The sequence below is a fragment of the Komagataeibacter sp. NFXK3 genome (assembly GCF_054182245.1).
The window spans coordinates 58,273-76,261 of the sequence record NZ_JAPIVJ010000003.1 but is presented as its reverse complement, the minus strand read 5'-3'; the positions used below and the strand labels follow the sequence as shown (position 1 = coordinate 76,261).

The window sequence follows — 17,989 nt, the reverse complement described above, 5'->3', positions numbered from 1 at the left end:
TCCATCAATATCCGGAAAGGTCAGATATTCTTCTTGGTCAGGACATCTATGCCGGTATCTATGTATTTGGGCGTCTTCTGGCCCAGCGCGCGCTGCCATGCGGCGATGACCGCCCAGTAGCCCTGCATTTCGGGCCGGCTGGAGGCCGATGAATCGGCCACCCCGTCACGGATGAGCTGGATCATGTCGTTGAGGTTGTCCAGGCCCACTTCCCTGACCTTGCCCGTGCGCCCGCTTTCGCGGATGGCCTGGCCAATGCCCACCGGGCCTGCCGCATCGCATGCCACCCACCCGGCAAGATCGGGATGGGCCTGCATGATGGCGGAAGCCTGTTTCTGCGCGGTTTCGATACTGTCGTTATCAATACCGGTTGCGACCACCCTGATCTGCGGATACCTGGCAAAAGCCGCGCGTTCGCATTCCGCGCGCCGGGTATGGTTGGGGGCGGTTGGCACGCCGATCATGATCGCGACCTCGCCCTTTTCCCCGATCAGCCCGGCAAGGCGTTGGGCCGCGATCGTGCCCTGTTCACAGAAATCGGCCCCCACCGCGGTGACGTCCATCCCTTCGGGCGGGAGGGAGTCAAATACCGTCATGGGCACCTTTTCATCCACGGCCTCGAGCATGGTGGCGTGGTTGCCCTTTTCATCGAGCAGGTCGAGGATCAGCCCGTCGGGGTGGGTCGCGATCGCGCGTTCGATGATATCGTTCTGTGAGGAAACATCGGCCGTTTCAGGCGCGCGGTACTCGATTTCCACCTTGCGGCCCGTCGTCTTTCCCAGCAGGTCGGCCGCCGCCTGGGCGCCGGTATTCACCTTGTCAAACCACGGATGGACCGTCTTGGGGATCAGCACGAAACGCAGCGGCGCGTGATCATCTGCCGCCCGTGCCGCCATTGGCGCAAGCACCAGCGCCGTGGCCAGAAGAAAAGCTGTTTTCATTTTTATTGTTCTTTCGCTTTACCGCTCATCCGGCTGCACCTGCAGCCAGCATTCAGCAGGTGGTAACGGCAGGCTCCGCGTGGGCATATTTCTCACCCAGCGCATCAATGCCCGCCACATTGCGTGCCGAGGGGCCCTTTGGATCAAAGGAGCAGGCCAGCCACGCATTCACGATGCTCTTGGCCACCTCCGGCCCGATGACGCGCGCGCCCATGGTAATGATGTGGGCGTTATTGGACAGGGCCGCCCGCTCGGCGGAATAGGTGTCATGGGTCAGCGCCGCGCGGATGCCGGGTATCTTGTTGGCCGAAATGCATACCCCGATCCCGGTGCCGCAACACAGGATGCCCCGGTCGAACTGCCCTGACATGATGGCCTGCCCTACCCGCTCGCTCAGGCTGGCATACAGTTCGCTGCCACCCCCGGGGGGTGCTGACATGTCCAGTACCTCATGCTCGCCGCGCTCCCTGAGGTACTGCGCAAGCATTCCCGCCATGCCGTTACCGGCGCTATCGCCTCCAATGGCTATACGCATTGTTTTTCTCCTACCGTATTAATGGAGTATGTTTTTTATTTAGGTTTTACTGCGTCACTGGCGCATAGCTGCGCCACACGCAGTGTAACGCCATGATCCAGCAGGCGATCACGCATTGCGCGATCAAGGCCGTCATCGGTTATGACCACATCGAATTCGGACAGGTCCGCCAGGCGGTTCAGCGCGTTGCTGCCAAACTTCGTGCTGTCGGCCATCAGCACACGCCGGTCCGCGCTGCGCATGAGCGCGTGCTTGGCCTTTACGATATCCTGTTCCTGGTGATAGGCGTTCACGCCATGCACGGCGGATACGGACATGAACAGCGTGCCCACCCGCAATGCCCCGATCGCCTGTTCACACATCAGCCCGAAAAATGCGTCAAAAGTGGGATGATACCGCCCCCCAAGCGCCATAAGGCTGATGGCGGGCATGGTCGCCAGGGTGGAGGCTATGCCAAGGCTGTTGGTGACCACCGTCAGCCCGCCCATCGTGGCCAGGTGATCCACCATGCAGCATGCGGTGGTTGAATCATCCAGCGCGATGACATCACCGGGCACGATCATGCCAGCCGCCAGCGCTGCCATGGCTTTCTTTTCACGCATGGCGCGCCGCCTGCGATACAGCATGCTGCTCTCGGCAATGCCGTTGGGCAGGGTGGTGACACCCCCATGCACCCGGCGCAGCAACCCCTGTGCCGAGAGCGCCTGCAGGTCACGATGAATGGTCATGCGGCTGGTTTCAAAACGCGTGACCAGTTCATCAATCTCCACATTGCCACGCCCCATGACGTAATCGACCATGGCGCGCCTGCGGGTGGCGACGGTGCCGGTTTCAGCCAGATGCAACATGTTCATGGGCCACACTCCCGATAATCTGCCTGAAATCAGCAACACTCCACGCAGCCCGGCCAATAAAGACGCCATCTACATTGGCAAGCCGTGCATAACTGCATGCGTTGTTCCGTGTCACGCTGCCGCCATACAGCAGGGGGATCTCAAACCCGGCTTCCTCCCCCGCCATCTCCACCAGCACTGCGCGCAGCCGTGCATGAGCACTGGCCACAAATGTGGCATCCGCTGCCTGCCCTCCCGCCCCGATGGCCCAGACCGGCTCATACGCCACCAGCACCTGCCCCATCAGGGCGGGCGGAACACCGTGCAACGCAATGCGCAACTGCCGGGCCAGCACATCATGCGTCACGCCAAAGGCGTGTTCCTGTGCCGTATCGCCAATGCACACCAGCGGGCGCATGCCGTGGCGCAGCACGGCATGGACCTTGAGGTTGACGGTCCAGTCCGTTTCACCAAAATGGGCACGGCGTTCGGAATGACCGATTTCAACCAGTGCGGCCCCACATTCGGCCAGCATGGCGGGCGATATCTCTCCCGTCCATGCGCCTTCATCCTCCCAATGGGTGTTCTGCGCGCCCACCATGACGGATGTGCCCTCCAGTATGGCGCAGACATCCCTGAGCGATGTAAAGGGCGGGATGACAAAAGGCTGCACCCCTACGGACGGGTGAAAGGCGGCCAGTGCGCGCGCGGCCTCGATGGCGGCGGCTGGTCCCTTGTTCATTTTCCAGCTGGTACCAATCCATAACGGTCTGGAATGCATCACGGGTCTCCATATCTGGCAGGATGCACATACATAACAGTTTACATGATATATATATCATAAGTGGCGTTATTGTTGCGCCGCGCCTGACATGAGAATGTTCACATTCTCATGATCTTCAGAAATAAATGAAATAATACCCTGCCGTTCCAAAATAAAATTCAGGAACATAAAGTATTAAGGTGCAGGGGCGCTCAGCCCATGCCTGCCGAGGCCTCCAGCAGCATGTTTTCGGTAATGCAGCGGTCAGCGCCCAGCGGGCGTCCGGCGCGCCGCCCCCTGCGGGCCAGGGCATCGTGATAGAAACAGGTTGCTTCTTCCGGCAGCAGATCGCCATCCGTCACGTGCCGCATGGCCTGCACCAGCAGCAGCGGGTCATCGGCATCGACAATCTTGCGCCCGAACAGGGCCGCGCGCGCCCCGCAGGCCTGGGCCTGATGCAGCAGTTCAAGGCAGTCACGCGTCGTGCCACTGCCACCGCCCATGATTCCCACCACCATGCGGGGATCAAAGGCGCAGAGTTCGGTCAGGGCTGCAGTACCATTGAAGGGAATTTTCAGGAACTGGGGCCGCTCCGCCTGAAGCAGGCCCGCAAGGGCGCGGATGATCATGTCATTAAGGAAGAAACCCCAGTCCGGTTGCGCAATCCGCCCTTCGTTCGGGTTGAAGACTTCAAGAAAATAGGAAAAACCATGCGCCTGCGCATCCTCGCGAAAGCTGCGGAAACATTCCAGCGCATGGGCATCATGTTCCGCATTGCCATTGAAGGTCATGGAATACAGGCCAAGGCGGGTCTGCGCACCGGCCAGCGATGCGCTGCGAAAGGGCACGGAACGCTGGGTGGTGTAAGGGCTGCCGCGCCCGCGCCACAGGTCGGTTGTATCATTGGCACGGATGGCAGGCTGCACGCGGCTGTCGTTAAAAGCCCCTTCATGCACCAGCGTTTCCAGGGTGGAGGCCGAGACCAGCATGATATCGACAACATCCAGTTCCAGCATCGCCCGGATATCATCCAGGTAGTCCTCCCGGCAGCGATAGGCCGATAGGCCGCCCATGGTGCGGTTACGCCCCATGGCGCTGATGCCTGCCGCCATATCGGCATCCTTGGCGTCGGCCAGGATAAAGTCGGCGCGCGTGTCGGTACCTGCGATCATGCGGGCAATCTTGGTTTCATAACGGTTCATTGTTCAGGCTCCGATCGGTTCGGGCTGCATGGGGTTTGCGGCAGGTATGCGGGCAGCGAGATGGTGTCGCGTTTCCGCTTCCTGCCAGGCTTCACGGGCCTGATGCCGGATCGTGTCGGCATCCCACCCAAGGGTTTCACCCGCAATGCCTGCCACTTCGCGCGTGACGTCGGGCGTCAACGCGCCGGACAGGGCAATGGTGGTGCGGCGATAGAGAATATCGGCCACATGCCGCACCTGTTCATGGCGGGCGATGAACATGATTTCCCGGCTCGTATAGGATGGCAGGCTGCGCAGCGGCGCATCGGGCGCAAGAGCGCAAAACTGCGCAATGTCCATTGCCAGCGTGCCGTAACGGCCAAACAGCATGCGAGCGCGTTCACGCGGAATGGCACTGGCTGCGGCAAAACGGTCGATATGGGCGTCAAGGTTCGCACGGCGGGGATAACCGCGCCCGCCCCCGATTGGCAGCGACCGGGTGGAAACCTGCCGCACCCGGCCCAGACGGGGCAGGATGGTGTCGGCCACCTCTTCCGCCAGGCCACGGAATGTTGTCCATTTTCCCCCTACCAGCGAAAACAGCGCAACCGGGCCCAGCCGGTCCTCATGCACGATATGGTCACGGCTGATCGCGCCGGGGTCGGACGCGTTGCTCGCTGGCAGGGGGCGCACGCCACTGTAGCGGTAGATCACGTCGGACCCGGCAAACCGGAAACCGGGAAACAGTGCGCCCAGCATATCCAGCATGTAGGCCTGTTCCGCATCGGTGCAGATGGCCTCATCGGGGCTGGTGACAGGAATATCGGTCGAACCCACCAGTACATGGCCCAGAAATGGATAGGCCAGGCAGATACGCCCGTCCGGCGTGCCGAAATACACCATGTTCCCGTCCAGTTCGCGCAACAGCCCATCATGGCGCAGCAGCAGGTGCGACCCTTTGGTGCCGCCGATATAACGGGTGGGCACGCCGAGAGCCGCATTGATCTGGTCGATCCACGCACCGCCTGCATTGACCACGACCGGCGCACGCGCCCGCCATGACTGCCCGCGTGGCCGGTCATGCAGCGTTACGATGCCATCTTGAAAAGCTGCAACATGGGTATAGGTCGCGACACGGCAGCCTTCCTGCGCACGTAATGCGTCGTGCACGCATTCATAGCCCAGCCGTTCGGGCTGGCTGATCGCCGCGTCATAATACTGCGCGCAGGCCATGACGGCACTGCTCATATGCGGCCAGCGCGCCCGGGTCTGCCTGCCTGAAAACAGGCGGTGCCGGGGCATGACGCGGGCATGGCGGCCAAGGAAGTCATAGATCTGCAGGCCCAGTTCCAGCACAAGGGCACCCCGGTCCGTCATTTTTCCGCCCAGGCGCAAAAAACGCCGCACGGACGCCACGATGCCGCCCAGCCATGAGCGGACAGGCACGGTGGTGGGCAAGGGATGGACAACATGCGGCGCATTGCGCAGCAGCAGGTTACGTTCCAGCGTGGACTGCGCGACAAGGCGGAACTCCCCCGTTTCAAGGTATTTGATCCCGCCATGGATCAGGCGCGACGGCGCGCTGGAGGTGCCACTGCAGATATCCCCCCGCTCCACCAGCAGCACCCGCACGCCCTGCACGGCCAGTTCACGCATCAGCCCCGCGCCATTGATCCCGGCGCCAATGATGATGACATCATACGTCTCCACGGGAGGCAGGGCGGCATTCATGACGGAATCCCTCCCATCGCTGTCGCATGATGGGCCTGCAGATGCATGGCGGGATGGGTGCCCGATACAGGCTCCGGTTGTGAGGGTGTCGGGGGTGACGTGTCATAAAGTGCGCGCCAGAACGGGCGCATGGCCTGCGCCAGCGCCACGTAACGGTGATAGATGCCGTCATACGCCGCCACCTGCGCCGGTTGCGGGTCATAGGTCCGTAGCGCCACATCCAGCCCCGCCACGGCGTGTTCCAGATCCGGCTGCATGCCAACCGCCACCGCCCCGGTCAGGGCTGCGCCCAGCGCGCCCGCCTCCCGCACGGAGGAGACATCGACCGGCATGTCCAGCACATCGGCAAAGAGTTGCGCGATGGCGGGCTGGCCGCTGCCGCCACCCGATATGCCCACGCGCGTAACGCTACCCGTCTGGCACAGGGCGCTGACATGCATGCGGTGGTTGAACACCATGCCTTCCACCATCGCCTGCAACAGATCGGTCCGGTCATGCCATGACTGCACGCCGAAAAATGACGCGCTTGCAGGCGCAGCATAAGGGGAGCCGAACAGGAAGGGATGGAAAAGCGGAACCGTGCGCGCGTGACGGGCGGTGGTCAGGCGGTCTTCCACCGCCTGCATCAATATCGTCGTGGCATCCGTGTTTCCGGGCAAAAGCAGGCGCGCCATCCATTCGAGGTTGCTGGATGACGCAGGCGAGATGGCCATGCAGTTCCACAAACCCCGACGGTAACCGGCACGGCAGGCCCAGCCCTCCCCGGTGACGGGCCTGTCACGAAAGACCTCGTTGATGGAAAACGTGCCGGCGGTAAGCGACATATCGCCAGGCCGTGCATGGCCCATCCCCACGGCGGCGGCTGTTACATCATGCAACCCGGCTGAAACCGGCGTGCCCGCAAGCAGGCCCGTTGCCGCAGCGGCGCTGGCCGTGACCGTTCCGGCCCGCGCGCAGGAATCCAGCATGGGCGGCAGGCAGCCACGCATGGCCTCCAGCCCGAGGATATCCAGAATGGCGGTGCTGTACTGCTGCGTATGAAGATCGGTAAAGGCCGTGCTGGCCTCGGTTATGTCTGTTGCGATCTCCCCCGTCAGGCACAACCGGATCCAGTCCTTGGCGAACAGGATGGACCCGATCGCATGATAGCGTTCCGGCTCATGCGCCCGTATCCATGCCAGCAGGGTATTGGCGGAATAGGCATAGGGCCGCTGCCCCGCCAGCGGCACGAGCTGGTCCAGCACCCCGCGTTGCTGCCAGGTGTCGTGCAGGTCCGTCGCACGGCTGTCGAGCGACATGATCCCGCGCCCCAGCGGGTTGCCCGTGCGGTCCAGCAGGAACAGCCCGTCGCCATGCGCCGTGACACCCACTGCGGCAATGGCCTGGCCGTCCAGCCCCGCATCATCGAGCGCCATGCGGATGGTGGCGGCCACGCCCTGCCATACCTCGCCCATGTCGCGTTCGACATGGTGCGGACGGTCCATGTGCTGGGCTACGCGACTGCGCCCCGTGCCCACGATTGCACCCGTGGGGGAAAAAATGACCGCCTTGGTGGTGGTTGAGCCGCAGTCTATTCCGATGATGAAGTTCCGGCGCATCCTCGACCTCCTTGTATCCAGCAGCATGATGACGGATTCACCGTGTTATACATAACAAATATAGTGTTATATATAACACATATTAATGTGATCCCGGATGCCGGGAACCCGATCGGATTGCCTGTAAAAAAGCTGGAAAGCCATTGCGATAGCCATATTGAATGTGACACCGTAACAGGTATCCCCTACGCTACGCGCCTTCCTGTTGACCCTGCGGATGAAGATCGATTTCCAGTATGACCGATAACACGGGCCTGTTACGTTCCCCGACTTCCACCCGATCTGCCCGACGGGGCGACAACACGGCGCGCCAGCAAAGGATCCTTGACCTGCTGCTTGAAACGGGTAACGCCACCATTGATGCGCTGGCCGCGCATTTTGGCGTCAGCCGCATGACCATCCACCGTGATGCCAACGCGCTGGCAGAACAGGGGCTGGTGGAAAAGCTGCATGGTGGCATCGCCCTGCGCAACCGCACCGCCACGAAGAAGACCGTAAGCTACCGCACGACCCTTGCGAGAGAAGGCAAGCAGGCCATCATTGCCCGCGCCATATCGCTGATCCGGCCGGAACAGGTTCTGGTGCTGGATGATTCAACCACCGTGGCCGGGATGCTGCCCCTGCTGCCCGCGCTCGCACCGCTGACCATCATTACAAACGCCATGGGCGTGATCCAGGCACTGGCCCCCTACCCTGACCTGCGCCTGATCTGCCTGGGGGGCGATTACAACCGCCCCCGCAACGCCTTTTTCGGTCTGATATGCGAGCAGGCGGCGCAGGACCTGCATGCCAATACAATGTTCCTGTCCACATCCGTCATCCACGATGGCACGGCTTTCCAGAACAACCCGGACATCATTAAGATCAAGCGCATCCTCATGGAAATCTGTGACCAGACGGTTCTGCTGGTGGACAGTTCAAAATTCCACAAGGGTGGCCTTTACCGACTGGCGGGCCTGGATACTTTCGATCATGTGCTGACGGATGCCCAGATCAGGCCCGCCATACATGAGAAACTGAAGACTGCCGGCATTTCACTGGAAATCTGCCAGCCCGACAACACGCCCTAGAGCAGGTCCAGTTTGAATGGACACATTCGAACTGGTGAAGAGGCTCGATACACAATGAGTTGGAGCAATTCCACTGAGCCAGAGTTCAGTGGCATTGTTCTAGTACGGTTTTGAGGTGGAAAACGGCATCGGCTGGCCGCCCGTCTGTGCACGCCATGCCGTTGCAGGGATCTTCACGACATTTGTGCGCGACAGACACGCGATGACAGACAACATAGGCTGGGGGATGTGACAGGGCAGCAGCCCCAATGCATCTGGCATGCTGGGCGGCATGAAGAGTTTCATCAATGGAACCAGCCCCGCAGACCGGCCCCATACCGTACGGCGTGCTGGCAGTCGTTCAGAACCCGCAGCCGGTGGCGACGGAACGCCATGATCATCGCGCCTGCTGCGACAGGCAGCGATGAGGCACACATTTTTCAGACCACCCCGGCACGGCGCCACAAAGAAGCGCTTACAAATCCATAAGGGGTGATAATACCATAGCCAGCCACCAGAAAATTCAGGACTGATCCCGGCAGGCCCTGAAGTCCGTCCCGAAACTTAAACCGCATTATTTCCCGATAACGCCCGCACAGCTTCCATCAGTTCAAGACCGTTCTGCACGGCTGCCCCATATGTGGTGTTGCCATAGATCGTCCATACCTCGGTGCCGCGTGCGGCAAGGGCTGCAACGACTTTTGCATGGGCTTCAATATTTTCCTGCGTATAACGTGACTTATAGATATCCGGAGAGCCAAGCAGGCGGAAATAGGCAAATCCACTCCAGCCACCCGGTTGCACCGCAGCAAGCAGGTGAGCAGGATCCTCTGCAAGGCGTGATATCTGCAGTTCTGCCAGCATCTGGTCTACCGCTGGCTGGAACCAGCTTTCATGTCTGGGCTCCACAACAATGGCCCCGGCAAACCTGGCGCGCAAATCCTGGAAAAAACGCACGGCACTCTCGCCCGGATAGGCAAAATCGGGGGGAAACTCAACCAGAACAGGGCCGCATTTTTCGCCAAGGCCATCCGTTTCCCTGGCAAAGCGGTCGAGCAACGCCTGGCAGCCGACCAGACGGAGTTCATGCGTAATGGTTTGAGGCAGTTTTACCGAGAAGCGGAATGCAGGCGGCGCATTTGCAGCCCAGTGTGCGTAAATCGAACGCCGAATGGGCCGATGAAAACTGTTACCGACCTCAACAGCTGGAAAATAGGTGGCATAACGTGCAAGTGGTGTACCGGTAACGGGTAACCGCAAAAATCTGGCCATGGAAGAAAAGGTCGACCAGCCCGCAATACCGACACGAGTGGACATGGTTTTATCATTTTCCTTTCTGGCAAAAGCAACCATGGGTTATCATAATACGGTTTGCGGCACCACCTGAGGCATATCCGCACATGGCCGACGTTATGAACCGGACAGATATATTGCGGCGGCGCCAACGCCATCATGCGACCATCTTCGGGGCATTCTCCTGGCGGACACCGGAACCATCAGGAATTATTCACAAAAACCTTGAATCATATCCTGACATGTCATGAAAAAAGGAAAACGTATTATTTTCCAATATTGCCAGAACAGGCTTCCATAAGTTCGAACCCGTTCTGCACGGCAGCCCCATACGTGGTGTTGTCATAGATCGTCCAGACCTCGGCGCCGCATGCGGCAAGGGCTGCAACGACTTTTGCATGCGCCTCAATGGTTTCGTGCGTATAACGTGACTTATAGATTTGCGGCGTGCCATGCAGCCGGAAATAGGCAAGCCCGCCCCAGCCGCCCGGTTGTGCCGCAGGAGCCGGGCGGGCCGGGTCCGCTGCAACGCGTGATATCTGCAGTCCTGCCAGCATCTGGTCTATTGCTGGCTGGAACCAGCTTGCATGTCTGGGTTCGACAACGATAGCCCCGGCCAGCCTCGTCCGCAGTTCATGGAAGAAACGCACGGCAATATCACCCGGATAAGCGAAACTGGGGGGAAACTGAACCAGGACAGGGCCGCGTTTTTCGCCAAGGCCATCCGTTTCCTCGACAAAACGGTCGATCAGCGCCTGACAGTCGACCAGACGGTGTTCATGCGTGATGGTCCGGGGAAGTTTTACGGAGAAGCGGAACGCAGGCGGCACGCTTGCAGCCCAGCGCGTATAAGTCGTGCGCCGATGAGGGCGATAGAAGCTGGAGTTGATCTCGACTGTTGAAAAATAAGCGGCATACCGTTCAAGTTGCGTGCCGGTAACGGGTAACTGCAACACTTTGGCCATCGTGGAAAAAGTCGACCAGCCCGCAATGCCGACACGCATGGACATGCCCCTTCCCTCCCCCATAAAAACCATAACGGGCTAACATAACCCGGTTGGAACTGAAAAAATTGACCAACCTGACAGTAACATGCGTGTCACAGCAGGCGACGCACGTCATGGCGAACACGCCTGGTAAGGCAGGAAGGCAACAGGCCGAAGCCGTGCACCGCATTTGCACAGACCATAAGATCAGTCGGGACGGGCACTTGCCACAGGCGATGGGCAAAGGCCACATCTTCATCGCGAAACAGGTCCAGCATCGGGTAGATCAGGACCTGCGCGCGCAATCTTACCGTGCCACGATCTCGTGCCAGAAGTGCCGTGTCAGACCGGCACAGACCCGTTACAGGTCCATTCTCAATCATGCGGCATTACGCGCCGTGACACCAAGGCGGTACCCTTCCTTCTGGAGCACCTTGATCGAGGATTCGGAATATTTCGCAACCAGTCCCGACACGTCACCCGGCGCGCACCAGAACCCCAGCGTGACCTGAATGTTGGCAGGCTTAGGCAGGAAGGAAACAGAAGGTGCGGGGGCCTTGAGCACCTGCGTGTCATTTTCCGTAAGGCCGAGCAGCAACGCGCGCGCCTTGTCCAGATCATCATTGTAATCAATCAGCAGGCTGACCGCGCCAGCAAGCCGGTCTGACTCTGAACTGTTGATCACGATATTGTTTGATAATGTGCCGTTGGGCACGTAAATAATCTCGTTATTGGCATCAAGCAGCACGGTGCGAAACATTTCAATTGATGTAACCGTTCCTGAACTGCCGCCTGCCGTAATTGAATCCCCTACCTTGAACGGGCGGAACAGCAGGATCAGCACGCCGCCGGCAAAGTTGGCGAGGCTGCCCTGCAATGCCATGCCAACCGCCAGACCCGCAGCGCCCAGAACGGCCACGAACGATGTTGTTGCAATGCCGACCATGGAGGCCACGCTGATCAGCAGCAGGGCCTTGAGAAACAGCCCGACCACGCTGAGCAGGAAGCCGCGCAGTGTCGGCTCGATATGGCTGGCCTCCATCATCCGGCCCATGGCGCGGGTTATGGCGTTGACAAGCTTCCAGCCCACAAAAAGAACGATCAGCGCCAGCAGAAACTGACTTGCATATCCCAGCACGAGCGGAAGCAATCCGTCCATCTGCTCCAAAATTGAATGAATCTGCTTTTCCATGACTATCCTTGGCCTATCCTTTACGGGTGCCTGGCAGCAGCATGCACCCGCTTACTTCTGTCAATGTTTTGTACCTGGTCGTCACCACCATGGTCCCGCACCATAATTACCGGGGCGACCCTTTCCTCCTGCACAAGGCCATCCCGCCCCTCCCGCCATTTAAATGAATGGCATTGGGGAAAGGTTCATCTCAAATGGAAAGTGCTTCCGGTTCGACATCAGCAATGGCAGGTTGGCAATGTGGGGAGCGCTGACGCAATCATGGCGCAGGGGGCGCCGTCCACCCGCGGCCATTGGCTGCATGCCGTGCCCTCATCGGGTCCGTATTACGGCACAAACGCTTCTGTCGCCCTACTTATGGTCATTTCAGCCGGGCAGGCGTGCCTGTAGCCAGATCAATGCAGGCGCTGCCCCGCAACCCAGACTTCCTCGACATGCAGGTTCGGGTCCAGAACGACAAAATCGGCCCGTCGCCCGACCGTGAGTTCCCCCCGGTCTGGCAGGCCAAGGTAGCGTGCTGCATTCCCGCTGACCAGACGGGCGGCTTCGGGCAATGATATGCCTGCCTGCACCGCGTTGCGCAGCGCGACATCAAGCGTGAGGATACTGCCCGCCAGCGTGCCATCCTCCAGCCGGGCCGTACCGTTGGCGATATGGACCCTCTGGCCACCGAGCTGGCTCTCGCCCTCACCCATGCCGGTTCCCCGCATGGCGTCGGTTACGAACAGCAGCCTCGAGCCCATCATCCGCCGTGCCAGATGGAAGGAGGCGGGATGGACATGATGCGTGTCGTAAATCATTTCGGCATAGGTGGCGTCACTACACATCAGGGCGGTCACCGGCCCGGGGCGGCGGCCTTCTATGGGGTTCATCGCATTGAACAGATGCGTGGCACCCGTTACCCCGCCTGCGGTGCAGATGCGGCAGATGGCCTGCCGCGCGCCCTCATAATCCGTCACGCTATGCCCCAGGCTGACCCGGACCCCGGCCCTGGCAAAGGCATCGATGGCGGTACCCGCATGCGCCAGTTCAGGGGCGAGCGTTACGACACGCACGATATCGAGCGACAGGGCCTGTGTGACATGCTCCGGGTCCGGCGCGATTGCAAAAGGCGGCTGCGCGCCAAGACGATGCGGGCTGACAAAGGGCCCTTCCAGATGCGCCCCATGGATGCACGGGCCGTTGGGGTTGCCCGTATGCCGCACTTCCGCCACGGCCCGCAAGGCATCCATCACATCGGACCAGGGCCGCGTGATGGTGGTGGGCAGGATGGTCGTGGTGCCGTGGGAGAGATGGAAGCGGGACATGCGGCGGATCGCATCGGCCCCGTCCATGGTATCCGCCCCGTCGCCTCCATGGACATGCCCGTCGATAAAACCGGGCAGGATATAGCGCTGCGGGGCGTCAGGCCGCGCCGATATATCCCCGATCAACGTGTCAAAGGACATCGTGCCGGGCAGGATCTGATCGGCACAGACCAGCTGTCCACTGATGTTCATGGTCTTTTTTCCGCTTTCAGTATTTGTGCGCCAGATCGGCGTCCAGCCGTTCCAGCCATGCCGCATCCATGTGCCAGCCCGCACGCGCGGCAGCCCGTATGACCCCGCCGCCAATGGGTGGCAGTTGTGGAATATGCGGCTGTTCACCAAGAAGCTGCGTCATCTGCTCCATGACAACCCGGCTGCGGAATACGCTCCCCCCATAACTCCACGGCAGGGCCACCTGCAGGCGGTCGCGTGCCACCCGGACTTGCGTGGCCAGGCATTGCGCCGCCTCGACAAGAATGGAGCGGGCATCGGCACTGCCCTCATTGGCCAGCCGGTCCAGCACATGGGCCAGGGCGGCAATGGCGGAGCGTGGGTGGGGCTGCACCCTCTGCCATTCCAGCAACGCCTCGCCCGCCCGGTCCGGGTTGGCGGGCAGGTCCAGCGCCTGCAGCAGCCGCGTGGCGAAATCGGCATCAGGCGCATGGCGCGTATCAATATACCGCACGACCCTGCGCATGGCCATGCAGCCAATCCAGTAGCCACTGCCTTCATCACCGAGCATGTATCCCCACCCGCCGATCCGTAACGGCGCATGGCGGTGATCATCCGCCCATATGACCGACCCCGTGCCCGCAAGCGCAAGGATGCCCGGCCCACCCAGAAAGGCGCCGACACAGGCAATTTCCACGTCTGAACACATGCCGATGCGCACATCCGGCCCGAGGGCGTCAAGGATGACCTTTTCCTGCATGTGCGATGAGGGGCGCTCGGCACAATAACCCGCAAGGCCTATGGTTGCCGCGAGCAGGCGGTATCTGTCCAGCCCCTGCAGCAGGCCCGTCAGGGTCTCCGCCCAGTCGGCCTTGTCATAGGCGTTGCTGCCACCGGAAAGGCGATGTTCGAGCACATGCCCGTCAGACCCGACAATAACGGCGCGCGTGCGCGTGCCCCCACCGTCAACAGCCAGAACTGCGTCATCCATCAATCGTCATCATCCTGAAAAAAATAGCCCATCATGCAGAGCGCGCCCCATTCAGGACAGAAGGCCCTGCAGTTCGGCATCGTGTTGCATCAGATGGTTGATAAAAGGCCGCCGGGAGAGTGAAGCGGCCGCGGCTTCATCAATGATGACCAGGCAGCTGGCATGCATCTGCAGGGCTGTTGCACTGATGCTGGCGGTAAGCGGGCCTTCGATCATATTGGCCAGGACACTGGCCTTGGCCGCTCCGGTTGCAAGGACCACGATGCGCCTGGCATCAAGAATGGTGCCCACCCCCATTGTCACGGCATGATAGGGCACATGATCGAGGTTATCATCGAACATGCCCCGGTTCTGTTCGCGTGTGGCGGGGTCCAGCGTTACGACACGGGTGCGTGACGTGAACGCGGAAAACGGTTCGTTAAAGCCGATATGGCCGTTTTCCCCCACTCCCAGCAGCTGGAGCCCCACGCCACCGCAGGCGTGCAGGGCCTTTTCATAGTCGATGCACCGTGCCGCCAGGTCCGTTGCCATGCCATCGGGCACATGCGTGGCGGATAGCGCGATGTTCACCCGTGAAAACAGGTGCGTATTCATATAGGTGCGGTAAGACTGCGCGGATGAGGCGGATATGCCGACATATTCATCCAGATTGAATGTCCGGCAATGTGAAAAATCCAGCCCCCTGTCGCGATGTGCCTGCACGAGGGCAGCATAGACCCTTTCCATCGTGCGGCCGGTGGCAAGGCCGAGTGTGATATCTGGCTGCTGGCGAATGGCATCTTCCATGACCCGGGCCGTCAGCAATGTCGCCTGTTCACGATCGGGGCAAATGACAATTTTCATGATAGTCTCCATCCAGTATTCACAGCGGCAATACCTGCGCCTGCACGGCGTGCGCCGCCTGATCGATCCAGTGCAGGTTTTCCCTGCGCAAATGACCAAAATTATAAAAACCGAACCCGTCCACGCCGCAGCGCGCCAGGGTCCGGGCATGGGCTACAAAGGCCGCTCCGTTATCGAAATCACCTGAGGCAGGTCGCACAACGGTGCGGACCCTGCCTTGATTGCCAGTAATGTCGCGAATATCCGCCAGCCGGGACACGGCTGCGCGCGTATCGCCGCCATACAGGCAGACTTCCAGCCCATCGCAGGCCTGCGACAGGGCATTGAGGTCGCTGCCTTCGACCCATGACAGAACCGGATTTTCCATCACGGACGGGATGACATACACTCCTACCTGCTCACGGACCGCCGCGCGTATCTGCGCCACAAAGGACGTAACCTGCCGGCAGCGCCAGCGCAGGAAGTCGCGCAGGTCATCATCACAGACAAGCATCTGCATCAGCCGCCCGGCGCCATCGGCGGGCGGGGCATCATCAGGGCGGTCCATGTAGCGCGACAGGCATGCCGCCACACGCTGCCGCACTGCCGTAACATTGACCCGGTCTTTCGCCGCCCGTAACATGCAGGCACCGCAGAAGCATAGTCCCATCAGGGTATCGGCCCACATATTGGGCGCAAGAAAACTCATTTCATGGTGAAAGCCATGCCTGAATGGCTGCCAGCCCGGCGTTTCGCATATGATCTGGCTGACATAGGGGTTGGCCCCCATTTCCCGGCACAGGTTGACACCATATTCCCGCACGGCTGCGTGGGAGGGGCACAGGCTGTAGGGGTAGCGATCGCCAAACGCGTTATGGCAGGTGAATTGCGGATACTGCGTACCCAGCGCGGTATTGTGCAGCAGGACCGTCCATGCCGCGACCTGCAGGCCCTGCGCGTGCAGCACCTGCAGTGCCTCCATGCCCAGTCCCTGCGTTGCGATGATGGGGCTGATGCTCCCCCCCCAAGGCTGGATGGGAAGATATGTGGCGCCATCCTGCGGGAAAAAGACTTTCTGGCGCGAGCCATGGGGGCGCAGGAATTTCCCGGCATGGTACGTTGCCGCAACGCATAACGTATTGATGCCCATCTCACCTATGCGCACCGCGAAGCTGGCCAGATCATCGTGGTCCGCAATATCCCACGGATAAATATACAACCCGCGATAGGGTTTCATGACTCGACCATCATGACCGGAACAGCACGCGCCCGATTATGGCGCTGCATGAGGATGTTATAGAAAATGATCAACAGATAGGACGGAACCGCCAGCCCCACGAAGGCTGCCTGCACGCCTGTGAAGGGTGCGATCTGGACAAAGACCTGCGGAATGACCGAGCCGCCTGAAAACGCCATGACCAGCAGGGCGGTCGCCTGCGCGCCCCGATCTTCCACATCGGAAATAACAATGGGGAACAGGGAGGGTAAGATCATGGCATTTGCAAAACCGCACAGCGCCACGCACAGCACCGAGGCATAGCCATGTGTCAGCCAGCTCAACACGCATAACATGACGCCAGCCACCGCTGACAGGCCCAGATAGCGCTCCTGTGAAAAGACACGCGGCACCAGCAGCATGCCCAGCACATATCCGCCCATCATCGCCGTCAGGGTCAGGGAGGTGAAGAACTTGGTCTGGTCAAGCGGAATGCCAAGGCTGCTGCCATATACGCCAATGGCGTCCCCCGCCATGACTTCGGTGCCGACATAAACGAACATGCACAGCACCCCGAAGCCCAGACGGAATGACCGGGACAGGCGCGATGTCCTGGCCACCGGCGCATCGGGGCGGGATGAGCCGGCAATATCGATATGCGGGAGGGACGAACGCGCCAGCCCGATTGCCAGGGCCAGCAGCACGGCCGCCATGACGAAATACGGGATCTGCACGGCATGGGCGAACTGATCCAGGATATGGTTGCGTGCCGCCATATCCGGTGCGGCCCTGACCTGGCCTGCAATATCGCCAAGATTACGCATGACCAGCAGCGCAAGGACAACAGGGGCCGCGATCCCCGCAATCTTGTTGGCCACACCCATGATGGCAATGCGCTGGGCCGCTTTTTCCGTCGGTCCCAGCAGCGTTACATATGGGTTTATGGTGATCTGCAGTAACGACAGCCCCGCCCCCATGACAAACAGCCCGCTCAGCGCACCGGGATACACGCGTATGCTGACACATTCGCCAAAAATGGCGACACCGGCCGAAAGAACGACCAGCGCAACAACCAGCCCCCCTTTCAGGCCGGTCAAGCGGGTCAGCAGCGTGGCGGGCAGAGGGAAAAACAGGTAGGACAGATAAAAGCACATCGGCACGAGAAAGGCGCTGACGGTACTCAGGTTGAAGGCGACCTGCACAAACGTGATAAGGGGACCATTGAGCCATGTCACAAAACCGATAATGAAAAACAGGCAGGCGATGATAACGATGGGCCGCCAGCCATACTGTCCCGCAGGGCTTTGTGGGTATAACCTGGGCAATGGCCCCTCCTCTCTTTACCAATGGTAAAACCGTTCTGCCGGGCCGCAGGGCCCC

The 17,989-nt window shown here is 60.5% G+C and carries 17 protein-coding genes; 1 reads left to right on the top strand and 16 read right to left on the bottom strand.

Features of this window, described 5'->3' with window-relative positions:
- Nucleotides 1–20: 20 nt before the first annotated feature.
- The 7 genes from OQZ28_RS04560 to OQZ28_RS04530 all read right to left on the bottom strand — a co-directional run bounded on the left by OQZ28_RS04560 (nucleotide 21) and on the right by OQZ28_RS04530 (nucleotide 7,582).
- Entirely contained in the window at nucleotides 21–941 is a 921-nt protein-coding gene (locus OQZ28_RS04560; protein WP_458135297.1) for a substrate-binding domain-containing protein, read from the bottom strand.
- Nucleotides 942–993: 52 nt separating this feature from the next.
- Nucleotides 994–1,476: a D-erythrulose-4-phosphate isomerase gene (gene derI, locus OQZ28_RS04555; RefSeq protein WP_130731519.1), complete on the bottom strand. Its 483-nt coding sequence runs from the start codon at nucleotides 1,474–1,476 to the stop codon at nucleotides 994–996.
- A 35-nt stretch (nucleotides 1,477–1,511) separates the two neighbouring features.
- Nucleotides 1,512–2,330, bottom strand: coding sequence for a DeoR/GlpR family DNA-binding transcription regulator (locus tag OQZ28_RS04550; RefSeq protein WP_130731518.1), 819 nt, complete (start codon nucleotides 2,328–2,330; stop codon nucleotides 1,512–1,514).
- The gene (locus OQZ28_RS04545) at nucleotides 2,308–3,090 is read right to left on the bottom strand and encodes a triose-phosphate isomerase (protein WP_458135296.1); all 783 of its coding nucleotides are present in this window, start codon (nucleotides 3,088–3,090) and stop codon (nucleotides 2,308–2,310) included. The genes OQZ28_RS04550 and OQZ28_RS04545 overlap by 23 nt, the downstream gene beginning before the upstream one ends.
- A gap of 194 nt (nucleotides 3,091–3,284) precedes the next feature.
- A complete protein-coding gene (locus OQZ28_RS04540) occupies nucleotides 3,285–4,274 on the bottom strand; it encodes a hypothetical protein (RefSeq protein ID WP_458135295.1) in 990 nt (329 codons plus the stop codon).
- A gap of 3 nt (nucleotides 4,275–4,277) precedes the next feature.
- Nucleotides 4,278–5,984, bottom strand: coding sequence for an FAD-dependent oxidoreductase (locus OQZ28_RS04535; protein WP_458135294.1), 1,707 nt, complete (start codon nucleotides 5,982–5,984; stop codon nucleotides 4,278–4,280).
- Nucleotides 5,981–7,582: an FGGY-family carbohydrate kinase gene (locus OQZ28_RS04530; protein WP_458135293.1), complete on the bottom strand. Its 1,602-nt coding sequence runs from the start codon at nucleotides 7,580–7,582 to the stop codon at nucleotides 5,981–5,983. Before OQZ28_RS04530 ends, OQZ28_RS04535 begins: the two co-directional genes overlap by 4 nt.
- A gap of 236 nt (nucleotides 7,583–7,818) precedes the next feature.
- On the opposite strand from OQZ28_RS04530, the gene OQZ28_RS04525 reads away from it, so the two are divergent.
- On the top strand, nucleotides 7,819–8,652 hold the full coding sequence (locus OQZ28_RS04525) for a DeoR/GlpR family DNA-binding transcription regulator (protein WP_458135292.1): 834 nt from the start codon (nucleotides 7,819–7,821) through the stop codon (nucleotides 8,650–8,652).
- A 543-nt stretch (nucleotides 8,653–9,195) separates the two neighbouring features.
- On the opposite strand, the gene OQZ28_RS04520 is transcribed toward OQZ28_RS04525, so the two are convergent.
- The 9 genes from OQZ28_RS04520 to gluP form a co-directional block, all read right to left on the bottom strand.
- Nucleotides 9,196–9,948 (bottom strand): DUF72 domain-containing protein, encoded by a 753-nt coding sequence (locus OQZ28_RS04520; protein ID WP_458135425.1) that lies wholly within the window; start codon nucleotides 9,946–9,948, stop codon nucleotides 9,196–9,198.
- Between the two features lie 242 nt (nucleotides 9,949–10,190).
- Nucleotides 10,191–10,934, bottom strand: coding sequence for a DUF72 domain-containing protein (locus OQZ28_RS04515; protein WP_458135291.1), 744 nt, complete (start codon nucleotides 10,932–10,934; stop codon nucleotides 10,191–10,193).
- 89 nt (nucleotides 10,935–11,023) lie between these two features.
- On the bottom strand, nucleotides 11,024–11,215 hold the full coding sequence (locus tag OQZ28_RS04510; protein WP_458135290.1) for a hypothetical protein: 192 nt from the start codon (nucleotides 11,213–11,215) through the stop codon (nucleotides 11,024–11,026).
- Nucleotides 11,216–11,289: 74 nt separating this feature from the next.
- On the bottom strand, nucleotides 11,290–12,108 hold the full coding sequence (locus tag OQZ28_RS04505; protein ID WP_458135424.1) for a mechanosensitive ion channel family protein: 819 nt from the start codon (nucleotides 12,106–12,108) through the stop codon (nucleotides 11,290–11,292).
- Nucleotides 12,109–12,497: 389 nt separating this feature from the next.
- The gene (gene nagA / locus OQZ28_RS04500) at nucleotides 12,498–13,601 is read right to left on the bottom strand and encodes an N-acetylglucosamine-6-phosphate deacetylase (RefSeq protein ID WP_458135289.1); all 1,104 of its coding nucleotides are present in this window, start codon (nucleotides 13,599–13,601) and stop codon (nucleotides 12,498–12,500) included.
- Between the two features lie 16 nt (nucleotides 13,602–13,617).
- Nucleotides 13,618–14,571 carry an N-acetylglucosamine kinase gene (locus OQZ28_RS04495; RefSeq protein ID WP_458135288.1) on the bottom strand — a complete coding sequence of 318 codons (954 nt, stop codon included), beginning with the start codon at nucleotides 14,569–14,571 and terminating at the stop codon, nucleotides 13,618–13,620.
- A 51-nt stretch (nucleotides 14,572–14,622) separates the two neighbouring features.
- On the bottom strand, nucleotides 14,623–15,414 hold the full coding sequence (gene nagB / locus OQZ28_RS04490; protein ID WP_130731508.1) for a glucosamine-6-phosphate deaminase: 792 nt from the start codon (nucleotides 15,412–15,414) through the stop codon (nucleotides 14,623–14,625).
- Between the two features lie 19 nt (nucleotides 15,415–15,433).
- Nucleotides 15,434–16,630, bottom strand: a complete 1,197-nt coding sequence (locus tag OQZ28_RS04485; protein ID WP_458135287.1) for a hypothetical protein — start codon at nucleotides 16,628–16,630, stop codon at nucleotides 15,434–15,436.
- Complete coding sequence (gene gluP / locus OQZ28_RS04480; protein ID WP_458135286.1) at nucleotides 16,627–17,934, bottom strand: glucose/galactose MFS transporter; 1,308 nt, start codon at nucleotides 17,932–17,934, stop codon at nucleotides 16,627–16,629. Before gluP ends, OQZ28_RS04485 begins: the two co-directional genes overlap by 4 nt.
- Nucleotides 17,935–17,989 lie beyond the last annotated feature (55 nt).